Source organism: Paenibacillus tundrae (assembly GCF_036884255.1).
In the GTDB taxonomy this organism is placed as follows: Bacteria; Bacillota; Bacilli; order Paenibacillales; family Paenibacillaceae; genus Paenibacillus.
This window is the reverse complement of the sequence record NZ_CP145605.1, coordinates 3,868,110-3,892,381: the sequence shown is the minus strand read 5'-3', so window position 1 is coordinate 3,892,381 and position 24,272 is coordinate 3,868,110. Positions and strand designations below refer to the sequence as shown.

Sequence of the window (24,272 nt, the reverse complement as noted above, 5' to 3'; positions counted from 1 at the left end):
AGGAGCGATTGTATGCATGTATTTTTGGATGATTACAGAGCCTGTCCGAAAGGGTTTGTATTAGCTACAAATGCTGAAGAGTGTCTGATGCTTCTTCGTGAGGGCGATGTGGATATACTATCTCTCGATTATGAGCTGGGGCCAGATTCGCCGAACGGCGGTGAAGTGGCGGCTTCTATTGTGAGAGAAGGGCTGTATCCACGTGAGATCTATTTGCATACATCGAGCATGTATGGCAAACGACAGATGTATGAAATGTTGTATAGCAATAAGCCGGACGCTGTAACTATTCATAATGGTCCAATGACAGGAGAAGTTATGCTTCGAGTGGCTGCTGAGGACAATGTCGTATGAAGCCAATTACATCCAAAATGTTAATGCGCAGTGTATGGGAAGGTGTGCCGCAGGCTGTATTCATATATACGCCTCTATGCGGTACCTGCGCTGCTGCGCGTCGTATGCTGGAGATTGCTGAGCATCTGCTACCGGCTAATATTCTGTTTGAAATGAACATTCATGACATTCCTGAACTTGTACAACAATTTCAGATTTCGAGTGTTCCTGCGGTAATGATATTCGATGGAGAGCAGGATGTGCCCAAGATGGTCTATCGAATGAGTTCAGTAGAGCATTTGCTGAATGAGATTCGGAAGGCGGTGCTAAAATGAGTATAATTAAGATGGAGCAGGTCTCACTTAAACGTGAAGATCTTCAGATTCTTGATAACGTAGATCTAGACATCCATGAAGGTGAGCATTGGGTCATTCTAGGGCGAAACGGCTCTGGAAAGACAACACTACTTGAAATGATGAATGGATATATGTTCCCTAGCCATGGACGAATAGAAGTGCTTGGTAATTTATACGGACAATGTGATGTTAGAGAAGTGCGTAAGGAAATAGGTTATATCAGTCAAACCTTGATTGAAAAGCTCACGCCGCGAGATCCAGTATGGGAAGTCGTGGCTACAGGTGCGTATGCATTCTTACGCTTTTATCAGACCATTCCAGACGAAGTTAAAGAGAAAGCGTTGAAACTTCTTGATGAGATGGGATTTGCCAAACTAGCCAATCATGCACTTGGAACACTCTCACAGGGAGAACGGAAAAAAGTCATGCTAGCGCGATCCTTAATGGCAGATCCCAAATTACTAATTATGGACGAGCCTTGTGCAGGCTTGGATCTCTACGAACGAGAAAAAATGCTGGCTGAGATTGATCGTCTACGCAAGCGTAATATAACGGTCGTGTATGTAACCCATCATGTCGAAGAAATCGTACCCTTGTTTACACATGTGGCGTTGATTCGTGATGGTCGTGTTGCTGCAGCAGGACCTAAACACGATGTATTAACTGAAGAAACAATTAAGCTTACGTACGATATTCCGGTCGAGATCCAGTGGGATGATGGACGTCCTTGGATACGCGTACGTTCTGGAGGGTAACACAATTTGAGTACACAGTCGTCTTGGGGAGAAGGAAACTTTTCCCGATTTATATGCACTGCCAATCATGGATTTGCTCCATATGCTCAGGAGGAGCTGCGCCGTGCTTTTGGTGCAGTTAAGAGCACAGTCGTCGTACCAGGTGAAATTTTGCTTGCGGGTCTACCTGTCGCTGAAGAAGAAGTATCGAAGAAGCTCTTAGATGAGTCTCCTACGTTTTTGCGGCATATTCAACCTGTTCAATTCCAAGAAAGTACAGAGAATACAGAGGAAGCGTTGGATAAGTTTGTTGCTTTTGTTCTGAATCGATCTGAATTGACGGGAGAGCGTGTTGTATTGCAGGTTCGCAAAACAGAGTCAGCTTTCTGGGAGGAAAATGCTGCTTCGTTGAAGCAAATGTTAACGGATAAGTTGCACGAACTCAATTGTGAATGGGTTATCCGCGATGCTGATTTTGTTATTTCGGTATTTGTCTCAAATGATACGTTATATGCTGGGATTTCGAAGCCTGAACAGAACCTCTCTGATTGGAGTGGCGGAGCGATCCGCTTCCAGAAGGAAGAGGGACAGATTTCTCGTGCGAAGTTCAAGCTACTTGAAGCAGAGCAGACGTTTGGAATCGACTTTACATCGTTCCGCAAAGCGTTAGATATTGGAGCTGCACCCGGTGGTTGGACGTCTTTCTTGCTGGAACGTGGGTTAGAAGTAACAGCTGTTGACCCTGCCAAAATGGATGCAACCCTGCTGCAGTCACCTCGATTGACATTTTTGAAGAAGAATGCAGGGGATGTTCGTTTTCATGACGGAGAATTTGACCTGCTTGTATGTGATATGAGTTGGAGTCCTAAGTTGATGAGCCGCCTTGTATCCGACCTTCTATATAGTCTACAATCAGGCGGAACCGCTGTTGTTACAGTGAAGTTGCTGCATAAGAAGCCACTTGCTCTGATTAAGGAAGTTATTGATACGTTTGAGCGCTCACGTATGCAGATTCAACGCTCTAAACAGTTGTTCCACAATCGGGAAGAGATTACACTTTACATGATTAAGTATTAACGCGAACGTTATAGAGTGAATTGAAATTTATTGCTTTACAATCTATTATTGCATGTACTATAATGATACCAATATTAACCATAACGAATTGAAGGGAAAGCATCCCGGAGTGAATGAACCAATGATTTTGGTTCATAGCTTCGGTGAAGCTTTCCCTTTTTTGTTGTGTCAGAGAGGAGTGTGGCATATGAGACATCCGGCCAGACTGGAGCATGGCAGCCTGCTGGGCGGAAGATACCGAATCGTATCTGTTTTGGGTATAGGCGGGATGAGTCATGTATATAAGGCTGAAGACTTGAAGTTGCCAGGTAAGTTCTGGGCGATCAAAGAGAGCATAACAACCGTCTCTTATGAAGGAAGTATGGAGGCTGAAGCGGCGTTGTTAACGTCACTGAGACATCCTCGGCTTCCACAGATTGTTGATTTTTTCGTTCCGGATGAAGAGGGATATACTTATTTGGTCATGGAATACATTGATGGCGAGACACTTAGTGAGTACTTTAAGAAGTGCAAAGGCAAGATCCCGATGGAACAATTGACTGAATTCATATTGCAGCTTCTGGATGTGTTGAGTTATCTTCACGGGCTGAATCCGGCTGTGATTTATCGGGATCTGAAGCCGTCAAACATTATGATCATCTCGGATGATGAAGTGAAGCTGATTGACTTTGGCATTGCACGGAGCTATAAGTCTAACCACGTTGAGGACACCGTCAAGCTGGGGACGGCTGGTTTTGCTGCCCCTGAACAATATGGTTCTGGACAGACGGATGCGCGCTCAGACTTGTATGGCTTAGGAGCATTGATGCTATATTTAATGACTTCTGGTGCATATACGGAGTGGATTCAAGGCGTTGAAGGCGCGATTCGTAGCGATGTTCCTCGTACGTATATCCCTGTCGTGAGGCGGTTGCTTAGGCTGAGCCCGGATGAGCGATTTCAATCTGCGGAGGAAGTGCGTAAAGAGTTACTTCGTAGACCCGGAATAGCAACTTCGGGGGGAGAAACAACGCTGACGATGAGTGGAGGAACAAGGGTAATCGCTCTGACCGGAGCTTCATCCGGTGTTGGAGTTACCCATACAGCTATCGCGATTAGTCACTACTTAGAAAGGCAAAATTTCAAAGTTGCTGTAATCGAGATGTCTCCACGCTCTCAATCATTTTCACGGATTCAACAGATTATACAATCAGGTAAGCCGTTATCATCGGGAAGACAGTTTGAGGTTGATGGTGTGCACTATTGGAAACAATCCGGACGAGGTGATATTTTGTCGTTACTGGGTGGAAGTTATCAATTCATCATTATGGATCTCGGAAGTGGACAGGATCAGAATCGACTTGAGGAATTTCTTAGAGCTGATCTACCCGTTGTGATTGGTTCAGGAGCCGAGTGGAGACAAGCGGAGATTCATGCGTTTGTTCGTTCGAATCATCGTTTTCCAAGAGACAAATGGATATACTGTCTGCCACTAGCATCGTCGGATGCTGTCCAGCGTATTCGAAAATCACTAGATACGTCCAGTGTGTATAGTTTGCCGTTGAACATTGATCCATTTGACCGAGAACCACATATGGATAAAATATTTGCTCACATGTTCACCCATATGATTGGGCAGTTGCCGAAGAAGCGTTCATTTTTTGCACGAAGAAGAACAGGGGTCTGAGAATAGATATATGAAGGATATATGAAGTTAGATATTTTGAGGAGATTTTGAGAGGAGAGCCCTTTTTTGTCTAAATTAAGAAAGCAAAGTCGTCAACTCATCTATGCCAGTCTTACTGGAGCCGGTGTGGTAGGTTTGTTGTTCGGTGGATACGTGATCTACAACATAAAGACGATGAGTGAAACGAGGACTCAGATGGAGTCCCACTATTTATCCGCGTATGAACAAAAGGAAGCCGAATTATTACAGCAATGGAATTCAGGAGCACAGGGATGGGTGACAATCCGAGATGTCGAGGCAGGCGAGAAGATTATGTCTGAGGATATTAAGCTCGTTGCCGTTCCCGATGCACAGGCTCCACGTAATCTATGGTCTAGCACGAAGCAGATGGATGGTCAGATTGCCAAAATAGAGCTTAAGAAAGGAACAGCCATTACGACGGAAATGGTGTATGAAGATACGCCAGCACCTCCCGATCTAAGAAACCGTGAACTGCAAGTTGTTCTGTTACCTTCATCACTTGCTAAAGGAGATAATATTGATATTCGGATTCAGTTTCCGACAGGCCAGGACTATATCTTATTATCCAAGAAGAAAGTAGAGCGTCTGAATGCAGCAACGTTATGGATCACGATGACGGAAGAGGAGATATTGACCTTGTCCAGTGCGATCGTGGATGCCTATTTACATAAAGCCTCAATATACGCCCTGACGTATGTTGAACCTCAATTCCAGACAGCAGCGATCCCAACATATCCCGCCAATAGTGAGGTGTTGAAGTTATTAGAAAGTGATCCGAATATTGTTCGTCGAGCCGAACAGGAGTTATCAAGACAGGTTAGGAATTCGCTAGAGAGCTCTCTAGCAGCTTCGATGACAGCACCTTCACAAGGCGTGGAGCAGGATGTTGCTCAGTCATCAGTCTCTTATAACAGTAGACCGGGAACCAACAGTACGGCTAATGATGTCATCTGGAATGATGGATCAGGTAGTGTAGGGAATGACAATTCGTCGAACTCGTCCACAAACAATAATTATACTTCTGGTGTAACAGAGTACGATGAGCAGAAGAGCCTTCTGACAGGCGGAGAATAAGTAGTGGAATCTGAAATCAAAAGTAGAAATCAAAAGCCATATCAAATATTAGTTTCTCTTAACAACGAATTATAGAGTGATGAAAGGGGTCGTGAGTTCATTTGCAAACATGGATTTTTGCTGGATTATGTGAGAAAAACGACTTGTTATTATATTTATCTAAAATTTTGGCTGCTTCAGGTAAACGTGTCCTGCTTGTGGACGGAACATTGCAGCAAAAGTATGGATACTGGACAGGCGAAGTACAGCATTCATTACGAATTACCGAGTTTGAAGGGTTCGATATCGCCAGTCATTTTGTGACATCTAATGTGGTGGAGACTCATCTTGAAGCGAATGGAGAGAAGGTCGAATCGTATGATTATACTATTTATGATATTGAAACCTCTCATTTTGCATCCAGAGATCTGTGGTTAGCTGCTGATATTCGTGTATGGGTAAGCAATTACGAACGTTACAATCTGGAACGGGGCAAGTTGTGGTTGAAGCAGCTTCTAGAAGAGCAGTCTTTGCCGGTAGAGCTTTCATTTCAACGTATTTTAATCAATGCGGTTGACTGTAAGCTTGAAGAACGTTACTTATGGGCGTATCTGGACGGAAGTCCATTTGTGTGGACAGGGGATGCGCTGCTTCTTCCGTGGGACGAATTGACGGCAGCAGTGAAATTGGAGAACGAACATCATCGCCGCGTGTTACTTGCTCCCTTGTCTAGAAACTATAAGAAATCATTATGCCGACTGGTAGAGCAGCTGACGGGTTGGGAAAGTGTCCATAGCCGTCGGACCATGAAGGAAGCGGAGAGGATGAGGGCATGAGTATTATTTCATTTTGGAGCCCTTTTGCGGGGACTGGCACGACTTCAAATGCATTAGTAAGTGCGTACGCTATGGCGCTCCACTATAGAACCAGAATATTGTTGGTTAACACAGGTTCGACGGGGAGCAGTATTGAGGCTGCACTTCCACCAACTGAGATTGAGGATGCCGATTCCCTGTTTAGGTTTGAGGAAGGGGGATGGGATGCAATTGAACGATTGTACATCAGCGGAAGTCTAAGTAAGCATAATCTACGTGATTATACGAAGCCTTTGCTTAAAGAGCGTTTGGATCTGTTGACTGGCAGAATTAATCAGATCGAAAGATCTCCTAAGGAACACAAGGAAACGTTAAAGACTTTACTCCAGGTTGCAAACGAGTATTATGATTTGGTACTCCTAGATGCGGGTAGCTCAGCCGTGAATGAATCCTTATTGCTGGAGCAATCCGACTATATCGTGGTGAACCTATCTCAGAATATGAGAGAGCTAGAAGTGTTTTTTGAACATATTTTGCCGAAGCACTTGAGTGATCAGAAGATACATCTGGTGTTGAACAAATATGATCCAAACGCTAAAGCATCAATAAGCAACATCCGCAGACGTTTTCGATACAAGGGTTCAATTTCTATTCTTCCTTATACAACCGGGTTTTTGGATGCGGTCAATCGGCGTGATGCGGCAGCATATTTACATTTGGAAGGTCTAAGTGACAGTAAGAATGTTCGAAAAGGAAGCTTCACAGCAAGTATGGCTGAACTTGCTCGCCTCATAATGGACGGCGCAGGGATGCGCACGGCTCTGAAGAGGCTAGAAAGGGGTGCCTGACCCTAAATGTTATGGAACATGATCGGTATAGGGTTAATTATCGTTGCGGGTCTTGGTTATGTAGGTTTCAGATACCGCGCTTACCATCGAGAACAACGTACAGATGTGACTGAACCGGGCGACTTCACGATTGAAAGTTTAACCGAGAAGGTGAAAAATTCACTTCATGAACTAAGCCATGGTCAGTTGGCGGATGCTGGATTGCATGAAGAGGAATATCGGAGAAGGATCAATCAGCGAGCTGAAATGCGAAAGGCACTGAAAGGTTGTGTCTCAGGTAGTATCAGTGACAAAACCTATGTCAAAAATCTAATAAGTGATCTGCTAACACGCAGCATAGGACTGAATAAATCGAATGTGGATGAAGTTATTCCTTTTGCAGAACCGGAACTTCTGACAAGTCAGGATCAATTTGAAATTGTCTTTTACCTCTACCAGCAGCAATTCGGCATGGATGCGTTATCCCGTCTAATTGATACGTATGATCTGGGTAGACTGCGAATGGAAGAAGGTATCCAGGATGGGGGAGGCTTTTATATCTCTGAAGAAGATATTCAATATGTGTTCGAATGTGAGTATCGGGAGCTTGGATTCAGAGAAAAGACAGATATCATTGTGCAACGCATCTATCAACACTACAAAGGGTTCTCGGTTGTAGATGAAATTCGAGATCAACGCATTGACGGCGTGAGTGGTGGTGTTAGCGGCATGCTTGATGCGATGCAGGATGTGCGACTTCGGCAGCCTAGTTCGTGGAATGATTTACTGGAAGCGGGGCTTGAAGATGCTCAGACGCAGGCTCCATTGAACGGTATGCAGAGTGTATGGATTTTCTATAAAGGCAAGTCGATTCATCTAGCATTTCTGTCATTTGGCAGCATCCGTGAACTGAAAAGGGTATGTCAAAATATTTATAAATATAACTATCCCGGTCAGCTATCCGAAGCGAATGGTTACAAGGTTAATGAAATGAAGGATGGTTCTCGTGTCGTCGTGGTACGTCCGCCATTTGCAGAGTCATGGGCATTCTTTGTAAGAAAATTTGATATTCCTAATGCCTCGCTGGAACAACTGATCACAGGCACGAATGCTGAGCTGCCAATAACTATACTGCAGTATTTAATGAAAGGCAGCCGAATTACTGCCGTAACTGGAGCACAGGGTTCTGGTAAAACAACTTTGTTAATGGCTATGGTGAAACATATTTATGCATCATATACGTTAAGGGTACAAGAGATGGCGTTTGAATTGCAGCTTAGACGAATCTATAGCCGACGTAACATATTGAGTTTTCGCGAAACAGAGCACATTTCAGGTCAACAAGGACTTGATCTACAGAAAAAAACAGACGGTACAGTCAATATTCTGGGAGAAGTCGCGAGTGATGAGGTTGCTGCATGGATGATTCAGATGTCGCAAGTAGCCAGTTTGTTCACGTTGTTTACACATCACGCTAAGACGTTTCGTGATCTGGTGTTTTCACTTCGAAATTCACTGCTCAAAACAGGAATGTTTCAGCATGAGCATATTGCCGAGGAACAGGTAGTAAGTGTCATTAATTTTGATGTACATATGAAAAAGGACGCCGAGGGACGACGGTATATTGAACGTATTACAGAGTGTTTGCCTCGGGCAGAGCAGAGCGATAGTGTTGAAGAACGTAATGGATTTACATTCCGGAATGTCGTGGAGTATCAAAATGGAGGCTATGTCGTAACAGCTCCGATCTCGGCTGGAAGTATTATGGACATGCGAGATCAGATGACGTTGCAGGATGCTGCGGAATTCGACCGATTCATTGCCCAGTATTGGGGTGACCACTATGACCATTAAATCCATACTAATTATCGTATTGGGGATATGTGTCACGGGTATGATTGTCACTTTTCTTATCCTGAGTTTACTTCGACAGAGAGGAGGTGGATTTAATAAGAATGTAGCCGCAGGGTTGGCACCTGTTAGTAATCGATCATTAAAGCTCACGTCATCCCTATTGCGACTGTATCGATGGGGGATGAAGGTTCCACTGCTATCCTCGTACATTGTACAAGTAAAAAAGCGGATTTCATTCCGACACGTTGGTGATGAACCTGCTCTCAGAAGAAGGACGATGACGGTTGTTCTGATTATTGCCGTAGGGTACGGAAGTGTCAGTCTAATCTTGTTCCTCATGCAGCCAGGTGTTGCTTTTATTATCTTGTCTGTGCTCTGCGGTGTTGTATTAAACAGTCTAATCCTAGATATGTATCTGAATCGACTCGAAAAACGACTATTGGTACAGATGCTGGAACTGTTCGCAGATGTTCGTCATCGGTATCACCAGCATGGAATGATTGAGGAAGCACTCTATGAAGCAGGCGAGTTAGGTAACGGAGAAGCTGCCGAGCAAGTGATGCTTATATACGAAGCGCTGACATCGCCTGATCCGAGTGAAGCATTAGAACAATACTATGAAGTTGCGCCGAATCGTTTTCTTAAAGGTTTTGCGGGAATATCCTACATGGTGATGGAATTTGGGGATAAGGATCGAGCACAGGGTTCCATCTATCTGAAGGGATTAAGTAATCTTACCCAGGAAATTCATTTAGAAATACTGCGCCGAGATAAGTTAGATTATCTGTTAAAGGGTCTAAACATCATCGCTCTTGCTCCTGTGTTGTTCACAGCTCCTATTGAACGTTGGGCAAGAGGCAGCTTTCCAACGATGGATGAATTTTATCGTAGCAAGCTCGGGTTTATCACCAAAATATCAATATACATCATCATTATCCTGGCTTACTTGTTATTACAAAGGTTACAGCAGTATGATGAAACGCGCTTTCGAGCAGGTAGAAAGCAATCTTTGTTTGCCCGATTGTTGTATAACCAGATATTCATTCGTAAATTGGCGATGTTATTCGCCCCCAAACCAGGAAGTACCCAGTACAGCCAGACGGTAAGACTTATGCGTGAGAGCAGCTCTGAGTTAAAGTATGAATGGTTAGCCATTCGAAGGTTAATGTTGTTTGTAACCTGCTTCATTCTGAGTGTAACGTGCGTGTTGTTGCTACATCAGGTTGAGCGAAATCACATTATGTACGACCCGGTGCGAGATGATCGGATGTTCGGAGCAATGGCTGAAGCTGAGCTGGAGCAGGCCAAGGAAAAAGCAGCCCTGGATCGATCTGTCATGCAAAAAATTAATATGAAACGTTGGGCTAGTTATGATGAGATCGCTTTGGCTTTACAACAGAGCTCACCTATTCAACTAGACCATGATACACAAACCGAGGTTGTTGCGAGAATTATGCAAAAGATGGATTCGTATAACAAGCAGTTTTTGCACTGGTGGGAAGTGGTTATTGCTGTTGCCATCGGAATAGTGGGATTTTATCTGCCAATCTGGCTAATGCTGTTTCAGCGTAAAATGCGCAGTATGGATATGAGACATGAGATTTATCAATTCCAGACGGTCATATCAATCTTACGCGAGATGGATCGAATGTCTGTAGAGGAAATTTTGGAATGGTTAAATCGATTTTCTGTCATTTTCAAGCGTCCGCTCCAAAAGTGTCTACTGCATTTTGAACATGGGCCAGAGGATGCACTGGAGCAATTAAAGTTAGATGCCGGATTACCTGAGTTTCAGCGGCTAGCAGATAAATTACAACTTGCCCTTGGTAGAATTTCAATTCGTGAAGCGTTCGATGATCTGGATAGCATGATGGCCTTCTATTTTGAGCAACGCAAGCAGGAATATACCAAAATGATTGATGCAAAAGCAGCATGGGGACGGATGATCGGATTTACTCCGATGTATGCTCTAATTTTTTTATACCTTGTAATTCCACTTGTAGGGATGAGTTTCTTGCAAATGAACATGTATTATGAACAGATTCAGAAGCTGTGATAAATAAAGTGTTATAAAAATAAAACTGATCTATCTCTAAATCAGTTCTAGTTGAAGTCAAATTAAAATTAAAATCTATAATCATTGGAGGATTTTTCATGAATAATGCATCAAGCGCTTTAAAAGTGGCGGCAGGGATCTTTTTGACCATTGCGCTCATTACTATCGTGGTTTTACTTTTTATCTCTGCACAGGAAGCTACCAAGACTGCACAGAACAACTTCGCGGATATCCAGACAGAGTTGTCTCAGGCGGCTTTTACGGTATATGACGGTACTACAATTAGCGGATCACAGGTTACCAATGCATTGCGGAAATACGCAGACAAGGATCAATTCGGCATTCAGGTCATTACGGGTAAGAACAAAGGTGGACAATGGTATGGAAATGAGTTGAATATCTCTCAAGACCTCAATAATGAGAGCTATGGTTCAGTGATTAAGACGAATGAAAAGGTAGGGAATATTAACCAAACGATGAGTGAAAAAGAGAATCAGTATGTGAATCCGAGCGGAAAATTCAAAGCACTGATCGTAAAGGATAAATCGAATGTGGTCAGAGGACTCATTTTCCAGCAATCCTAACAGGGGGTTGACTATAGATGTTCAGAAACGCTCAACAGCTTATGTTGTTCAGTACGGCGGTTGTCCTATTTGTGACAGCCTGCCTGTACGGGCAGCAGTTAATTAAAACGATGACTGATGCTCTTAATAATACGACACAATTCACAGTAGAGATGGAACGAAGAATGAACACAACGCTCCGTACAACGGAGCCGAAAAGATATAGCGGTGCTGAAGTATTACATACGGTGAGACAAATGACTGGGACATCGATCACGGTGGAAGTGGATGGTCAGGCTCATCTCATAGACCCCTTAATAAATCGCAAGAAGACTATTCCCGTGCAGCTTAACGGCTCGTACAGACCAGAGTTCATTAGAGATGAATGGGGAGGGTTGATGAGAATCCAATTCTGGAAGGAGGCCAGCGTTCATTGATTAATGCTGCATCTAAGCTACTCGCAGTTATGCTAGCTGTAATCCTGCTCTATATCTATCCAACGGCTGAAACGGCTAACCGGCAGGATGACCTGGCGAGAATAACCGTGAATCAGAGCGTTGTACGTTTTGTAGATGCGGTTAGAACCAAGGGATATATCTCACCAGCCATGTACAGCGAATTGGAAGAACAACTGGCTCGAACAGGTAATGCCTATGAGATTCTAATAGAACATTTACACAAAAAATATGTGCCACACTATACTGATCCAATGAATCAAAGTACCTTCACAGGTACATATGAGACCGTAGAGGATGGATATTACACCAGTCAGATTAAAGAACGGTTATTTCCTGCTGCAGGTGGGCTAACTGCAGATGATCCAGGTCGTAGATATACGCTGGTTATGGGGGATTTTATTACGATTACTGTCCAAAGCACCAATCGCACATCCGGTATGTTGATCCGGGAATGGCTGAATGGAACTCCGACTGCACCTGCTGTGCTTACCACCTATGGAGGTATGGTTTTAAATGAAGATTACTGATTTCTCGATTGTGTTTGTAATTATCTTCGTGCCGTTGTTCTGGCTTGTATCTCTTCATACACGGGATGCTGAGGAAGCTCAGCTTCTAAGTCAGAAGTATAAGTCTGCATTGCAAACTGCTGTGCTCGATGCAGGAGCGGTGATGCATCAAAATGAAAAGCAAAATAATGAAGCAGGTTATGATTCTACGAAATTTGTGAAGGCGGATAAGGAACTAGCCTTGCTTACATTTACACAAACGATGGCGTTGAATATGGGGATTCAGGATGATCCGGCTGCTATTCAAGCGTTATATGATTACATACCAGCAATTGTTGTACTGGATTATGATGGATACTACATTTTAGCGAAGGAAACGGAAATGACAGGAAATGCCGAGCTTTCGTTCAAGCAAGTCTGGAGTCCCAAGAAGCCATATACATATGCAGATCCAAATGGCAGCAGCATTAATTTTACCTTGGATGGATATGTATACGCTTATGATGCTATCCAAGGGAAATGGATTGAAGGTTTTCAGAAGGAGTTGGCATCTAACACGCAAATCCCGTTATTACAAGATGCCGACACATTTGAGCAAGTGAGAAGAAGTTGGATTGTGACCAGTGTACAGGAGGATCTTGCTGATATTATTAACCGCCATAATGAATTTGCACGTAGAAATGGTATCTCTTATACGTTTACGTTGCCTCTAATCCCGCAAGAGGATTGGTATAATTCAATTAATGATACAGGCATTATGGCGTTTATCCAAGGTATACCTGTAGGAGATCAAAAAGTTAATAATTATGCTATTGGTGGAGGCAGGCTTGTAAAGAAGACGGCTGTGGTCGGAGGAGTAGATCCAGCAACTGGAGTTAAATATTACTATCCGTCTACATGTAACTATGGTTTTAGAGCCGAAGAGGTCTTTGGTGACGGAAAACAAGCTGCTGCACAAGGTTATTTTGAGCGTAATTGTTATGTCAGCGGGCAAGCTCCATAAGTGAAAAAGTTTGCAAGAAGACATTACTTTCAGAAAAGACAGGTACGTGCTAGAATAGGTCTTTGGTACAATGTCTAAATTAGTGATCAAGTAATGTCAAATAGATAGGAGCAACCTCATCTTATGAGTTTATTGTCAGTTGAGAACGTTAGTCACAATTTTGGAGACCGCACATTATTTAAAAATGTATCCTTTCGTTTACTGTCAGGTGAGCGAGTAGGTCTTGTTGGAGCAAATGGTGTAGGCAAATCCACGCTAATGAATATTTTGACCGGAAAATTGCTTAAAGATAGCGGCAAAGTTGAATGGACACCTAAAGTTCGTTATGGATATTTGGATCAGCATACCAAGCTAACGCCAGGTAAAACGATCCGGGATGTGCTGAAGGATGCATTCTTACCACTACTTGAATTAGAAAAAGAAATGATGGCAATTACAGATCAGATGGCTGATGCTGACCCTGAGCAATTGGAACAGTTGCTTGAAGAAATGGGTGACATCCAAGAACAGTTGGAGCAGGGCGATTTTTATTTGATCGATGTGAAGGTAGAAGAGATGGCTAACGGTCTGGGTCTGTCCGTCATTGGACTTGATCGTGACGTTGCTTCACTAAGTGGGGGTCAGCGTACCAAGGTGCTCCTGGCTAAGCTTCTCTTGGAGAAGCCTACAGCGCTTCTGCTCGATGAACCTACGAACTATCTGGATGTTGAGCATATTGAATGGCTGACCCGGTATTTGAAGGATTACCCGTATGCTTTTATTTTGATCTCCCATGATACAGAGTTCATGAACGAAGTAGTTAACGTGATCTACCACTTGGAATTTGCCAAGTTGACAAGATACGCAGCGAACTACAACAAGTTTCTTGAGATGGCCGATATGCAGAAAGCACAGCATATTGATGCTTATGAGAAGCAACAGGAGTATATCAAAAAGCAGGAAGACTTCATCCAGCGGAATAAAGCACGTGCTTCTACGTCAGGTCGTGCGAAGAGCCGTGAGAAGCAATTGGGTAAAATTGAACGGATTGATCGTCCGGATGAGGCAGCCAAACCTACTTTCAAATTCAAAGATGCTCGTGCCAGCAGTAAAACGGTGTTTGAGGGCATTGATTTTGAAATTGGATATTCTCATGCTTTATTACCTAAAATGACGATGACCATTGAACGTGGAGAGAAAATTGCTATTGTTGGTTGTAACGGTGTAGGTAAATCTACACTACTCAAAACGATTCTTGGTAAAATTCCACCAATCAGCGGCAAAACATTTTTGGGAGATTATCTGGAAACGGCTTATTTCGAGCAGGAGGTACGGGCGGGAAATATCACTCCAATCGAGGATGTATGGAATGAATTTTCGCATCTGACCCAGAATGAGGTTAGGGGACATCTTGCACGTTGTGGATTAAAAAACGAACATATTACTCGTCCACTTAACATGCTAAGTGGTGGAGAACAAGCAAAAGTGCGTTTGTGCAAGTTGTTAATGCGCGAGAGTAACTGGATTTTGTTCGATGAGCCGACCAATCACCTTGATGTAACAGCCAAAGCTGAACTGAAGCGCGCCCTGCAGGAATTTAAGGGTACAGTACTTCTCGTATCTCACGAACCTGATTTCTACGAGGATTGGGTTACAAAGACGTGGGATGTTGAAGCTTGGTCTGAGAAAAATTAGTCTACGTAGCCGAACAGGATTCAGAAATCTTCGGTGACAAAAAAAGGACTCTATGGTAATATAGGCTACAACTTCATATGAACACTAGGGGGGCCGCACGATGCGGCTGAGATGGAAGAATGCGATTCCGGACCCTTTGCACCTGATCTGGATCATACCAGCGTAGGGAAGTGGCGCGTTTTCGTTTATTAGAAACAGTACTCTGCATGAATAAGGTAGATGCTTGTTTCTGAGAGAACAGCATGTTGTTTCTATGAGATTTTGCAATGGGGCTAACCGTTGCATGCATAGAACCTCTGTGGTCGTTCAACACTTTATTAAACGAATCAAAGCATATATTTCGCAGCCACTCCCCTACGGGAGTGGCTTTTTTGTTATGTCATTGGTCAAGAGAGGAGGTTATCGTTTGGTAATTACAGAAGAGCATGACTCCGATGTCACAGCTTCTTTTGAGCTGCATGTCATTTCTCAAGGCGTAGGGAATTTGCACAACTTTGTGAGTATATCGAAGGATATATGGCCATGGGTGGACTATATTCATATTCGAGAAAAACAAAAGTCACCTGAGCAGCGTAGGGAGTGGGCAAACAAACTGCATCAATCAGGGGTTCCTCATCATCGTATTGTAGTCAATGGTGTGCTTGAAGTGGGTCAAGATGAAGGGTTCACAGGTGTGCATTGGGGTCAGGCAGATTTCTCACAAAGCACGACAAGATCTATAGGGGATATGCGAAAGCGAATTCGCATCGGTGTGTCCGTTCATTCTGTAGATGAAGCTAAGGCTGCTGAGCAACAGGGCGTAGACTATGTTTTTTTCGGTCATATCTATGACTCAAATAGTAAACCAGGAATCAAACCCAGAGGACTGAAGCTGCTTGCTGAAGTATGCGCCACAGTGAACGTTCCAGTAATTGCAATTGGTGGCATTGGGATCGAGCATGTTCGTGATCTTCGCAATGTAGGAGCGAGAGGCTTAGCGGTCATATCGCATATCTGGGCGAGTGAGCATCCAATCCAAGCGGTTAGTGCACTAAAACAGGCGATTGTGGAATCGGAAGGTTAATCTTGAGCAAGGAGATGAGATGGTGAACGATGGAGCGAGAGTTCGAAGCCGCAGTAGTAACCGGGATTTACGTAAAACTTTGTCCCTCAGTAGAACCAAAGCTGGAATCCACGACAAACTTCATGCAGAAACGATTGTGATTGGTGGGGGCGTGATTGGTTGTGCAATCGCTTATGAGCTTGCAGCACGAGGACAAGATGTTCTTCTGCTTGAACGTGCGCGGATCGCTGAGGGTGCATCTTGTGCAGCAGCTGGCATGATTGCAGCAGATAGTGAGCATTTTTCTTCACCGATGATGTTGAACCTGGCAACCATGAGCAGACAGCTACTGCATGAGCAGTATGAACAATTGAGCTCCCTGAGTGAGATGCATATTGGATATCAACAAAATGGTTTTATTACTCCTGTACGTTTGGAAAAAGATTTAAGCCGCGATTCCACTGTTACAGCACCACGATCAATCGCTTCTGAAATTTGGTGGGATGAAATCACGGTACAACAAGAGGCTCCATGGTTAAGCAAAGATATTTATGGTGCCTACTATCGACCGTTGGAATGTGACGTTCTACCTGTTAATTTGACTCAAGCTTATGCAAAATCAGCTCAGGCACTCGGAGCACGGATTATTGAAGGTGTGCATCATGTTAGTCTTCGAGTGGATGCAAACGGAGTACAAGGCGTGGAAACTTCAATTGGAACGATGACATGTCGCAATGTCATTGTTGCTAATGGTTTGCAAGGGGAAGTGTTAATGAAGCAGGCTGGGCTTCAATTGCCGACTATGCCTGTCAAAGGCGAAATTGCAGCAGTGCAGTTCTCGGATCATTCTAGACAACTTGCCCCAGACAAAACGGTATACGCAGAGGACATTTATATCGTTCCTAAGGCCAATGGAGAAGTATGGATTGGTGCGACCGTTTTACCGGGAGAATCTGATCTACATGTCTCAGCTGCCGGGTTGCAAAAACTGCTTGAACGTGCTGCCAGCTGGGTACCTGGCATTGGAGAAGCTCAGTTTGTACGGACATGGGCCGGAGTAAGGCCTTCAACACCCGATGGATTACCTTACCTAGGCGCATGTGAGAGCATACCAGGTTTGTATACAGCTTTTGGACATCATCGCAACGGAATCTTGTTAAGTGCCGTAACGGGTAGCTTACTCGCTGATTTTATTGAAGGTAAATCTTCTGAGGAACTGAATGTGCAGGGTTGTCGTCCAGAACGCTTTAATAAAAGGGGGATCTTGCATTGAATATTATAATCAATGGTCAACGAATGGAGATTGAAGACCGTTTGAACCGTGTAGATAAACTGCTGCACTCATTTGATCTTCATGTGAAAACAGTGGTTGTTGAGTTGAATCGTCAGATTCTTACCCGTGAACATCATGAGACGACCCATTTAAAAGATGGGGATCGGGTTGAAATTGTACATTTTGTAGGAGGGGGTTAAGTGATGTTGAAAATTGGGGAACATGACTTTCAGTCTAGATTATTGTTGGGTACAGGTAAATTTGACGATTTAGAGGTGCAGTCTCAGGCAATTGAAGCCTCTGGTACAGAGGTACTTACGTTTGCTGTGAGACGCCTTAACCTTGAAGAGCGTAACAAAAAGCATTTTCTCGATATGGTAGATTTGGATCGCTACACCTTGCTGCCTAACACAGCGGGCGCTTCTACGGCAGAAGAAGCTGTTCGGATTGCTGAACTCGCCCGTGCTTCCGGACTTTGTGATATGATAAAAGTAGAAGTGATTGGCGATGGAATTACTCTGTTACCAGACCCGATTGAAACGTATAAAGCCTGTGAGATGCTGCTACATAAAGGCTTTACGGTTCTTCCTTATATATCTGATGATGTAATCTTGGCGAAAAGGCTTCAGTTACTTGGCGTACACGCTGTGATGCCTGGGGCTTCACCCATTGGGTCAGGCAAGGGGATCATGAATCCATACAATCTCGAGGTTATTATTGAACAGGCGGTTGTACCTGTGATTGTAGATGCTGGACTTCGATCACCTAGTGATGCTGCTCGTGCAATGGAAATGGGAGCAGACGCTGTGTTGTTGAATACAGCAGTGTCTGGATCCGGTTATCCTGTGAGTATGGCGAAGGCCATGAGACTCGGGGTAGAGGCAGGAAGATTGGCATATGAGGCAGGAATGATTCCAGTGAAGCGTTATGCAGCAGCGAGTAGTCCGGCGGAAGGAATGGTTCATACATGATGAATGAGACGTGTTCACCTGACCAAGGAGATCGATATTCCAGACAAGAGCGTTATGCTCCTCTTGGCAAGGAAGGACAGCGCAAATTAAGTGACGGTAAAGTTTTGATCGTTGGTGCAGGTGCACTAGGAACCGGTATTGCGGAGACGCTGGTACGTTCCGGTGTAGGACATGTTACGATTGTAGATCGTGACTATGTAGAGTGGAGCAACTTGCAGCGACAGCAACTATATATCGAACAGGATGCAATGGAGAGAATGCCCAAAGCGATCGCTGCACAGAAGCATCTCAGTGCAATCAATTCCACAGTTACCGTTAAGGGAATTGTAATGGATGTTAGGGCAGATGAGTTAGAGGATTTAATTCCACATGTCGATCTAATTATGGATGCAACAGATAACTTTGATACGAGATTATTGATCAATGATATGTGCCAGAAATACCGCATTCCATGGATCTACGGCGGATGTGTCGGCAGTTATGGAATTACGTACACATTTGTCCCTGGTGAGACACCTTGTTTGAATTGTTTGCTCGGAGAGGTTCCACTTGGTGGTGATACTTGTGATACCTCCGGAATTATTCCTCAGGCTGTACAGATGGTAACAGCGAATCAAACAGCCGAAGCACTGAAATGGTTAAGTGGCCATCCAGAGGCGTTAAGACGGAAGCTATTATCTTTCGATCTATGGCGTAATGAATACATTTCAATTAACGTGGATGGTGCGAAAAAGCAACAATGTGCTTCCTGTGGTGAAACAGCGACTTATCCGTACCTCTCTGCTTCAAATCTGGAGAAGACGGACGTATTATGTGGCAGAGACACAGTACAGATTCGCCCGGCACGCCCTACAAAACTTGATCTAGAACATACAGCTGAGCGATTACGTGGACTTGATGAAGGTCAGGTTGAGGCTAATCCCTTTTTAGTTTCATTCACAACGGGAGCGCAACGAATGGTTATTTTCCAGGATGGACGTATTCTTGTGCATGGAACGAAAGATACAGCAGAAGCGCGAACGCTTGTACATCGTTACTTTGGTTAAGTGGTGAATTTACCCGACAAATATTAATGATACAAACTACCTAAGTCCATTCCTAAAGGAATGGACTTTTGGGTTATGCGGCATGATAAACAAATAACGAAATGTTGTTCTGCATCTTTGTGTTTATTTGTGACCCTTATTCATTGTGCAGAAATATCATGGCGAAGTTTGAGATAAGCCGGGTGAATACTACATGCAAACATCCATCCTTTTGGTGGGAACGACAGAGCGAACCGCATCCATTAAAGAAGTGTTACTGAATCATTCATATACTGTTGTGGAGCTTAGGTGGCAACAATTGCAACAAGAGCGATGTGAACAGCTGGAATCGATCCGTATGATCATTCTCTTGCATGGTACGGATTCACGCGAAGAAATGTCGGAAGGTATTGAACGTTTAGCTCAAAAGAGTAAGCCTGTCCCAATAGTGGTACTTACATACCAGGCAATGGATGAAGAGATTGTTCATTGGCTCGATCTTGGGGCAAACGATGTAATTCTAGAGCCCGTTCACTCGAGTGTCCTATTGGCACGGCTTCGTAATTTGTTAAGACTATTTGTGAGTGTAGGTCAGATGGATGAAGAGGTCATCGTTGTGCATGATCTTAAAGTGAATTTACGTTCTCGCCGAGTGAGCCGTGCGGGGGAATATTTGATGTTAACACCTAAGGAGTACGAATTGTTGGAGTATTTGGCTCGTCATGTTAATGAGGCGTGCACGCGTAGTATGATTTTAAGTGAAGTATGGGGATACGAATTTGCAATGGATACGAATGTCGTGGACGTATATATTAAACATCTCCGCGTAAAGGTAGACAAAGGGCGACCCCAGAAATTGATCCATACGGTACGTGGAGTAGGTTATATGCTTCATACCTAAGTATTGGGTAGTGGTCAATAATTACGAATGGTTCTCTAGATACTCTGTAGCAAATTAGAACAAACAAAAAGAACCGAATCCATGGATTCGGTTCAATTCAAGTTGTCCTTACCGTTTGCAATGAAGCGCTATAGTACGCGACGAGCTTTAATGTAGGTTCTTTTCCACGTGCCAGAGTTCAAATCTGACAGAGTTACACCTGGAGATCCGTAAGTGTGGAGAATCTTGCCATTTCCTGCATATACTCCGACATGAGTAATGTTAGAACCAGTAGAGCGGCTGCCGCTGGAGAAGAAGACAAGGTCGCCTACACGTAGGTTAGCTTTAGATACAGCTTTACCTTCTTTGGATTGCTTCACGGATGTACGTGGCAAGTCAACGCCATATTTCTTGAAAATATACTTCATAAATGAAGAGCAATCAAAATATTTCGTTGTTGTGGTTGAAGCGCCAAATTTATATGGAGTTCCAGTGAACTTTTTACCATAGTTTACAATTTGCTGTCCAGTTGATACCGATGCGGTTGCTGCTTGAGCAACGGGTGCGTTAGTCATAAGAACTGCTCCAAAACCAAGTGTAGCGCACAACCCGACGGTTACGGCCTTTTGGACTAAGATGTTTGTTTTCATGTAAGTACCTCCAAAATTCGTTTTCGTTAAGTTGCTAGAGCTACTATAACAGGTTTGTAACAGCCTAGAAATTGGATAGGTGTGCACAATCCCTTGTGTCACAAAGCATTGGATATCATTATTAAAAAACAATTAAAAATGTCAAAAAATTAATCATTGACGGACATCCATTTGGAGAAAAATAAAAAAGACCCTTGATATTCAAGGGTCTTTACGTGAATTCCACTTAATTTAAGTTTGAATCATGGGTTACAAAAACGTAACTATTTAAGATTCTAATCTAATCTTTGCTCTGGATAATTAGCAATAATCCGCTATCAATAGAGACGGTTCCAGACTTACCTAACAATTTGTTGCTGATCCCTAATGACTGTCCCATTCGCAGAGTGGCTTCCTGCAGTGGATATTGGAATCCTTTTAAGTTAATCCCTGTTACTTCTGGTGTCAAAGGTAATAAAGAGACATACTCATAGCCATGGTCTTCGACTACGGCTTCGGATGTCGTTAACATCATGAGGTTATTTTTGTCTTGCAGCGAACAGGAGATATGACGCTGCATCGCACGAACCATAATATGTACGTTTGCCAAAGTGTGATCCATGCGTGTCCCTGTAGCACCTAACATTAGAATATGGGTTGGCTCGTGATCCAAGGCTGTCTCAAAAGCCATCTCTGTATCTGTCCAGTCTTTAAGTACAGGATCCACCACAATCATCCGTCCACTTTTTTCACGAACTAATTGTTGTTCCTCTTCTGTAATGGAGTCAAAATCCCCAACGGCGATATCCGGCGTAATCCCATGTTCAATGAGAAATAACGCTCCGCGGTCTGCTGCAATAATCATGTCATCCTTATGAAGCGCCTCTAGGAACTCAGGAAACAGCTCCCCACCGGTAAAAATGACAATACGTTTCATGGTCATTCTATTCATCCTTCCTTCTAATGAAGGAATTATATCATTTTTTTATGTTAATTCGAAACTCTCCTATAGATATGCGGATATTTATAGAGCAGGCATATAGGAATATGAACAAATTGATGTTATTTGTACTGATTTATACGCTAATTGAGTTCGATTTCAACAAAATACACGTACATTTGACAAAATGTTGTTGCTTAATTTTAGTACTCGCGGATACAATGGGTAGAGCGACATGGAGATGACTTGAAAAGTGAGGTTTGAACAGGTTGGACTTACACATTTTTGAAGTGTTCAGTATTATAGGGACGATTGCGTTTGCGATGTCCGGTGCTTTTGTGGCAATGGAAGAGGAGTATGATATCTTAGGAGTGCTGGTACTGGGTCTTGTGACAGCCTTTGGCGGCGGAATTATCCGTAATGTCCTGATCGGAGTGCCGGTAACGACTTTATGGAGTCAGGGCGGGCTTATTATGTTGGCACTCGTATCAGTTGCCATTGCATTTATTCTTCCTTTACAATGGATTAGTCATTGGAAGCGAACGGAAGCGCTGTTTGATGCTATTGGACTTGCGGCATTTGCGATTCAGGGTGGTTTGTATGCTGCCAAAATGGGACATCCCGTGAGTGCAGTAATTGTAGCTGCGGTGATGACTGGTATTGGCGGGGGGATTATACGCGACTTGCTCGCAGGACGGAAGCCGCTCGTGTTACGTGACGAAATATATGCTGTCTGGGCAATGGCCGCTGGATTTACGATTGGAATGGGTTGGTTCACAAGCAATATGGGTCTACTAATCTGTTTCGCAGGGGTTGTGTTCTTCCGGATGTGTTCTGTACATTATAAGTGGAAACTGCCACGCCGTTCACTTGTTGCATCGGACAGCATCCAACCACAGACAACACAGACTGCATTAAGTCGTACGTTAAGCAAGGGGGAATAATTAAAATGATTCGAGTTTTATTCGTTTGTCTTGGCAATATCTGCCGATCACCTATGGCTGAAGCAGTGCTGCGCCACAAAATTGAAGAGCGCGGACTAGCACAGCAGATTGAAGTTGATTCAGCAGGAACAGGGGACTGGCATGTAGGTAAACCTCCTCATGAGGGAACTCGTAAACTGTTAGATAGCGTTCAAATCTCTTATGCCAATATGGCTGCAAGACAGTTCGCAAGTAATGACTTCGAGCAATTCGATTACATTGTCTGCATGGACAACTCTAATGAAGCGAATGTTCGCAAACTTACAGGTGGTGCAGATGCAGATATCATCAAACTGATGGATCTTCTACCTCATGAAGTGCTGCGTGAAGTTCCCGATCCATATCATACTGGCAATTTTGAGGAAGTGTATCAATTGGTTGATGCAGGCTGTGATGTATTATTGGAACGAATTACTGCTGAACATGCATTGGCTTAAGATTTTGTAAGGCACTTTGTACAAAAGGAATGGAATGAATTCAAGTAGAGCTGGGTTAAAGAATAACATCCAGCTTTTTTATTGCAGATATATGTAAGCGGTAACAATTAAGGGTAAAACAAAAGCGGCATATCAGCCGCTTGTTCAGTTGAATACAGTATTAATTTTCTTGAAGAAAGTATAACAGTGCTTCGGGCAGTTCCTTTTGCCAAAATCCCCATTGGTGGTTTCCTTCTTTCTCTCTATAGGAGACGATCGCACCACGTTTATCCAGTAAATCACGTGTATCTCGGTTCAATTGAACAAAGTCATAAGTTCCTGTGTCTGCTTCAAAAGCTGTTTCCTGCAAACCAACGATCATCCAGATGGAAAGCCAAGACAAATTCTCTTCTGCGGCATAGATTTCTTGGGAAGCGGAATAGAAGGCTCCGGACAAGCTAATGACGCGATGGAACAGATCAGGATAGAGTAGGGCAAGATGCAATGATACACTGCCGCCGAGTGAGTCACCAGCCAAGACACGTTCTTGCGGTGAGCGGCGCACAGGATATTTCTCTTCTACATAGGGAATAATCTCTTCAGCGAAGCAAGCGGTATAAGCCTTAAACCGATCTCCGAAGGGAGCGTACTCCTGTGTCCTTACAGACACGTCAACCTGAACCCCAACGATGATGAAAGGTTCGGCGCCCTCATCTAGGATAATGCGGTTTGCTGTTGTAGCGATTCGTCCAAAATTGAAAAATTCTTCGCCATCCTGACAATAAACGACAGGATAACTGAGCAGTTCATTGTAGCCAGGCGGAAGGTAAATTCGTAGAGTCCGCTTCTCTCCGAGATAACGACTTTCAATCTCTTCCTTTACAATTGTGCGTTTCAAATAGCGAGAATCCGTCATAAAACGTCACCTTTCTCGGTTTTATTTTTGCATTCGACCGCGCAATACGGTAAGATTAACCTTATGCGGGTTTAGGTAAAAAACGCAAACATGTACTATGCTGTTATACCAATATTACTACCCTGTTATACATACAATCCGAAAGAAAATATAAAAAAATTACGGATATCTTTGACGTATGCAGTGAAACAGGTGTATAAT

At 43.6% G+C, this 24,272-nt stretch carries 26 protein-coding genes and 1 riboswitch; of the genes, 23 read left to right on the top strand and 3 right to left on the bottom strand.

From position 1 onward, the window contains the following. Positions 1-12: 12 nt before the first annotated feature. The 21 genes from V6W81_RS17405 to V6W81_RS17305 all read left to right on the top strand — a co-directional run bounded on the left by V6W81_RS17405 (position 13) and on the right by V6W81_RS17305 (position 20,208). The gene (locus tag V6W81_RS17405) at positions 13-354 is read left to right on the top strand and encodes a cyclic-phosphate processing receiver domain-containing protein (protein ID WP_338539898.1); all 342 of its coding nucleotides are present in this window, start codon (positions 13-15) and stop codon (positions 352-354) included. Further along, positions 351-668 (top strand): thioredoxin family protein, encoded by a 318-nt coding sequence (locus tag V6W81_RS17400; protein ID WP_145047207.1) that lies wholly within the window; start codon positions 351-353, stop codon positions 666-668. Before V6W81_RS17405 ends, V6W81_RS17400 begins: the two co-directional genes overlap by 4 nt. Further along, positions 665-1,444, top strand: coding sequence for an ABC transporter ATP-binding protein (locus V6W81_RS17395; RefSeq protein WP_397349970.1), 780 nt, complete (start codon positions 665-667; stop codon positions 1,442-1,444). The genes V6W81_RS17400 and V6W81_RS17395 overlap by 4 nt, the downstream gene beginning before the upstream one ends. Positions 1,445-1,450: 6 nt before the next feature. After that, positions 1,451-2,500 carry an SAM-dependent methyltransferase gene (locus V6W81_RS17390; protein ID WP_145047205.1) on the top strand — a complete coding sequence of 350 codons (1,050 nt, stop codon included), beginning with the start codon at positions 1,451-1,453 and terminating at the stop codon, positions 2,498-2,500. 187 nt (positions 2,501-2,687) lie between these two features. Further along, positions 2,688-4,166 (top strand): serine/threonine protein kinase, encoded by a 1,479-nt coding sequence (locus tag V6W81_RS17385; protein WP_338539897.1) that lies wholly within the window; start codon positions 2,688-2,690, stop codon positions 4,164-4,166. 66 nt (positions 4,167-4,232) lie between these two features. Next, complete coding sequence (locus V6W81_RS17380) at positions 4,233-5,261, top strand: SAF domain-containing protein (RefSeq protein ID WP_338539896.1); 1,029 nt, start codon at positions 4,233-4,235, stop codon at positions 5,259-5,261. Positions 5,262-5,362: 101 nt separating this feature from the next. Then, positions 5,363-6,076, top strand: coding sequence for a hypothetical protein (locus tag V6W81_RS17375; RefSeq protein ID WP_338539895.1), 714 nt, complete (start codon positions 5,363-5,365; stop codon positions 6,074-6,076). Next, positions 6,073-6,903 carry a ParA family protein gene (locus tag V6W81_RS17370; RefSeq protein WP_145047197.1) on the top strand — a complete coding sequence of 277 codons (831 nt, stop codon included), beginning with the start codon at positions 6,073-6,075 and terminating at the stop codon, positions 6,901-6,903. Before V6W81_RS17375 ends, V6W81_RS17370 begins: the two co-directional genes overlap by 4 nt. A gap of 6 nt (positions 6,904-6,909) precedes the next feature. Next, positions 6,910-8,736, top strand: a complete 1,827-nt coding sequence (locus V6W81_RS17365) for an ATPase, T2SS/T4P/T4SS family (protein ID WP_338539894.1) — start codon at positions 6,910-6,912, stop codon at positions 8,734-8,736. Next, the gene (locus tag V6W81_RS17360) at positions 8,726-10,792 is read left to right on the top strand and encodes a hypothetical protein (protein WP_338539893.1); all 2,067 of its coding nucleotides are present in this window, start codon (positions 8,726-8,728) and stop codon (positions 10,790-10,792) included. Before V6W81_RS17365 ends, V6W81_RS17360 begins: the two co-directional genes overlap by 11 nt. Before the next feature lie 98 nt (positions 10,793-10,890). Continuing rightward, positions 10,891-11,376 (top strand): hypothetical protein, encoded by a 486-nt coding sequence (locus V6W81_RS17355; protein WP_056690030.1) that lies wholly within the window; start codon positions 10,891-10,893, stop codon positions 11,374-11,376. 17 nt (positions 11,377-11,393) lie between these two features. Continuing rightward, positions 11,394-11,792, top strand: coding sequence for a hypothetical protein (locus tag V6W81_RS17350; protein WP_338539892.1), 399 nt, complete (start codon positions 11,394-11,396; stop codon positions 11,790-11,792). Beyond that, the gene (locus tag V6W81_RS17345; protein WP_338539891.1) at positions 11,789-12,340 is read left to right on the top strand and encodes a hypothetical protein; all 552 of its coding nucleotides are present in this window, start codon (positions 11,789-11,791) and stop codon (positions 12,338-12,340) included. The genes V6W81_RS17350 and V6W81_RS17345 overlap by 4 nt, the downstream gene beginning before the upstream one ends. Next, positions 12,327-13,322 (top strand): hypothetical protein, encoded by a 996-nt coding sequence (locus V6W81_RS17340; RefSeq protein WP_338539890.1) that lies wholly within the window; start codon positions 12,327-12,329, stop codon positions 13,320-13,322. Before V6W81_RS17345 ends, V6W81_RS17340 begins: the two co-directional genes overlap by 14 nt. Positions 13,323-13,445: 123 nt before the next feature. Continuing rightward, positions 13,446-14,996, top strand: coding sequence for a ribosomal protection-like ABC-F family protein (gene abc-f, locus V6W81_RS17335; protein ID WP_145047185.1), 1,551 nt, complete (start codon positions 13,446-13,448; stop codon positions 14,994-14,996). 76 nt (positions 14,997-15,072) lie between these two features. Then, positions 15,073-15,182, top strand: a riboswitch (TPP riboswitch). Between the two features lie 220 nt (positions 15,183-15,402). Then, complete coding sequence (locus tag V6W81_RS17330; RefSeq protein WP_338539889.1) at positions 15,403-16,059, top strand: thiamine phosphate synthase; 657 nt, start codon at positions 15,403-15,405, stop codon at positions 16,057-16,059. A 19-nt stretch (positions 16,060-16,078) separates the two neighbouring features. Further along, a complete protein-coding gene (gene thiO / locus V6W81_RS17325) occupies positions 16,079-17,311 on the top strand; it encodes a glycine oxidase ThiO (protein ID WP_338539888.1) in 1,233 nt (410 codons plus the stop codon). After that, positions 17,308-17,511 (top strand): sulfur carrier protein ThiS, encoded by a 204-nt coding sequence (thiS, locus tag V6W81_RS17320; protein WP_338539887.1) that lies wholly within the window; start codon positions 17,308-17,310, stop codon positions 17,509-17,511. The genes thiO and thiS overlap by 4 nt, the downstream gene beginning before the upstream one ends. 3 nt (positions 17,512-17,514) lie before the next feature. Then, positions 17,515-18,282 (top strand): thiazole synthase, encoded by a 768-nt coding sequence (locus tag V6W81_RS17315; RefSeq protein ID WP_338539886.1) that lies wholly within the window; start codon positions 17,515-17,517, stop codon positions 18,280-18,282. After that, positions 18,279-19,328: a ThiF family adenylyltransferase gene (locus V6W81_RS17310; protein ID WP_338539885.1), complete on the top strand. Its 1,050-nt coding sequence runs from the start codon at positions 18,279-18,281 to the stop codon at positions 19,326-19,328. Before V6W81_RS17315 ends, V6W81_RS17310 begins: the two co-directional genes overlap by 4 nt. 193 nt (positions 19,329-19,521) lie before the next feature. Next, a complete protein-coding gene (locus tag V6W81_RS17305; protein WP_338539884.1) occupies positions 19,522-20,208 on the top strand; it encodes a winged helix-turn-helix transcriptional regulator in 687 nt (228 codons plus the stop codon). A gap of 128 nt (positions 20,209-20,336) precedes the next feature. Here V6W81_RS17305 and V6W81_RS17300 read toward each other — a convergent pair whose 3' ends face one another. Then, positions 20,337-20,837, bottom strand: coding sequence for a C40 family peptidase (locus V6W81_RS17300; RefSeq protein WP_145047172.1), 501 nt, complete (start codon positions 20,835-20,837; stop codon positions 20,337-20,339). 280 nt (positions 20,838-21,117) lie between these two features. Further along, positions 21,118-21,759: a thiamine diphosphokinase gene (locus V6W81_RS17295; RefSeq protein ID WP_056690061.1), complete on the bottom strand. Its 642-nt coding sequence runs from the start codon at positions 21,757-21,759 to the stop codon at positions 21,118-21,120. A gap of 266 nt (positions 21,760-22,025) precedes the next feature. Here V6W81_RS17295 and V6W81_RS17290 point away from each other — a divergent pair, with 266 nt between their 5' ends. Together V6W81_RS17290 and V6W81_RS17285 are read left to right on the top strand one after the other, a co-directional pair. Next, positions 22,026-22,700 carry a trimeric intracellular cation channel family protein gene (locus tag V6W81_RS17290; protein ID WP_307213783.1) on the top strand — a complete coding sequence of 225 codons (675 nt, stop codon included), beginning with the start codon at positions 22,026-22,028 and terminating at the stop codon, positions 22,698-22,700. 5 nt (positions 22,701-22,705) lie between these two features. Then, on the top strand, positions 22,706-23,176 hold the full coding sequence (locus V6W81_RS17285; protein WP_338539883.1) for a low molecular weight protein-tyrosine-phosphatase: 471 nt from the start codon (positions 22,706-22,708) through the stop codon (positions 23,174-23,176). A 160-nt stretch (positions 23,177-23,336) separates the two neighbouring features. Here V6W81_RS17285 and V6W81_RS17280 read toward each other — a convergent pair whose 3' ends face one another. Further along, positions 23,337-24,071 (bottom strand): alpha/beta hydrolase, encoded by a 735-nt coding sequence (locus tag V6W81_RS17280; protein WP_056690068.1) that lies wholly within the window; start codon positions 24,069-24,071, stop codon positions 23,337-23,339. Between the last annotated feature and the right edge of the window lie 201 nt (positions 24,072-24,272).

Coding starts and splice junctions, on each gene's coding strand:
- V6W81_RS17360 (WP_338539893.1), top strand. CDS start 8,726: ATGACCATTAAATCCATACTAATTATCGTATTGGGGATATGTGTCACG.
- V6W81_RS17280 (WP_056690068.1), bottom strand. CDS start 24,071: ATGACGGATTCTCGCTATTTGAAACGCACAATTGTAAAGGAAGAGATT.
- abc-f (WP_145047185.1), top strand. CDS start 13,446: ATGAGTTTATTGTCAGTTGAGAACGTTAGTCACAATTTTGGAGACCGC.
- V6W81_RS17315 (WP_338539886.1), top strand. CDS start 17,515: ATGTTGAAAATTGGGGAACATGACTTTCAGTCTAGATTATTGTTGGGT.
- V6W81_RS17370 (WP_145047197.1), top strand. CDS start 6,073: ATGAGTATTATTTCATTTTGGAGCCCTTTTGCGGGGACTGGCACGACT.
- V6W81_RS17385 (WP_338539897.1), top strand. CDS start 2,688: ATGAGACATCCGGCCAGACTGGAGCATGGCAGCCTGCTGGGCGGAAGA.
- V6W81_RS17350 (WP_338539892.1), top strand. CDS start 11,394: ATGTTCAGAAACGCTCAACAGCTTATGTTGTTCAGTACGGCGGTTGTC.
- V6W81_RS17355 (WP_056690030.1), top strand. CDS start 10,891: ATGAATAATGCATCAAGCGCTTTAAAAGTGGCGGCAGGGATCTTTTTG.
- V6W81_RS17365 (WP_338539894.1), top strand. CDS start 6,910: ATGTTATGGAACATGATCGGTATAGGGTTAATTATCGTTGCGGGTCTT.
- V6W81_RS17295 (WP_056690061.1), bottom strand. CDS start 21,759: ATGACCATGAAACGTATTGTCATTTTTACCGGTGGGGAGCTGTTTCCT.
- V6W81_RS17340 (WP_338539890.1), top strand. CDS start 12,327: ATGAAGATTACTGATTTCTCGATTGTGTTTGTAATTATCTTCGTGCCG.
- V6W81_RS17285 (WP_338539883.1), top strand. CDS start 22,706: ATGATTCGAGTTTTATTCGTTTGTCTTGGCAATATCTGCCGATCACCT.
- V6W81_RS17405 (WP_338539898.1), top strand. CDS start 13: ATGCATGTATTTTTGGATGATTACAGAGCCTGTCCGAAAGGGTTTGTA.
- V6W81_RS17305 (WP_338539884.1), top strand. CDS start 19,522: ATGCAAACATCCATCCTTTTGGTGGGAACGACAGAGCGAACCGCATCC.
- V6W81_RS17310 (WP_338539885.1), top strand. CDS start 18,279: ATGATGAATGAGACGTGTTCACCTGACCAAGGAGATCGATATTCCAGA.
- V6W81_RS17300 (WP_145047172.1), bottom strand. CDS start 20,837: ATGAAAACAAACATCTTAGTCCAAAAGGCCGTAACCGTCGGGTTGTGC.
- V6W81_RS17395 (WP_397349970.1), top strand. CDS start 665: ATGAGTATAATTAAGATGGAGCAGGTCTCACTTAAACGTGAAGATCTT.
- thiO (WP_338539888.1), top strand. CDS start 16,079: ATGGTGAACGATGGAGCGAGAGTTCGAAGCCGCAGTAGTAACCGGGAT.
- V6W81_RS17400 (WP_145047207.1), top strand. CDS start 351: ATGAAGCCAATTACATCCAAAATGTTAATGCGCAGTGTATGGGAAGGT.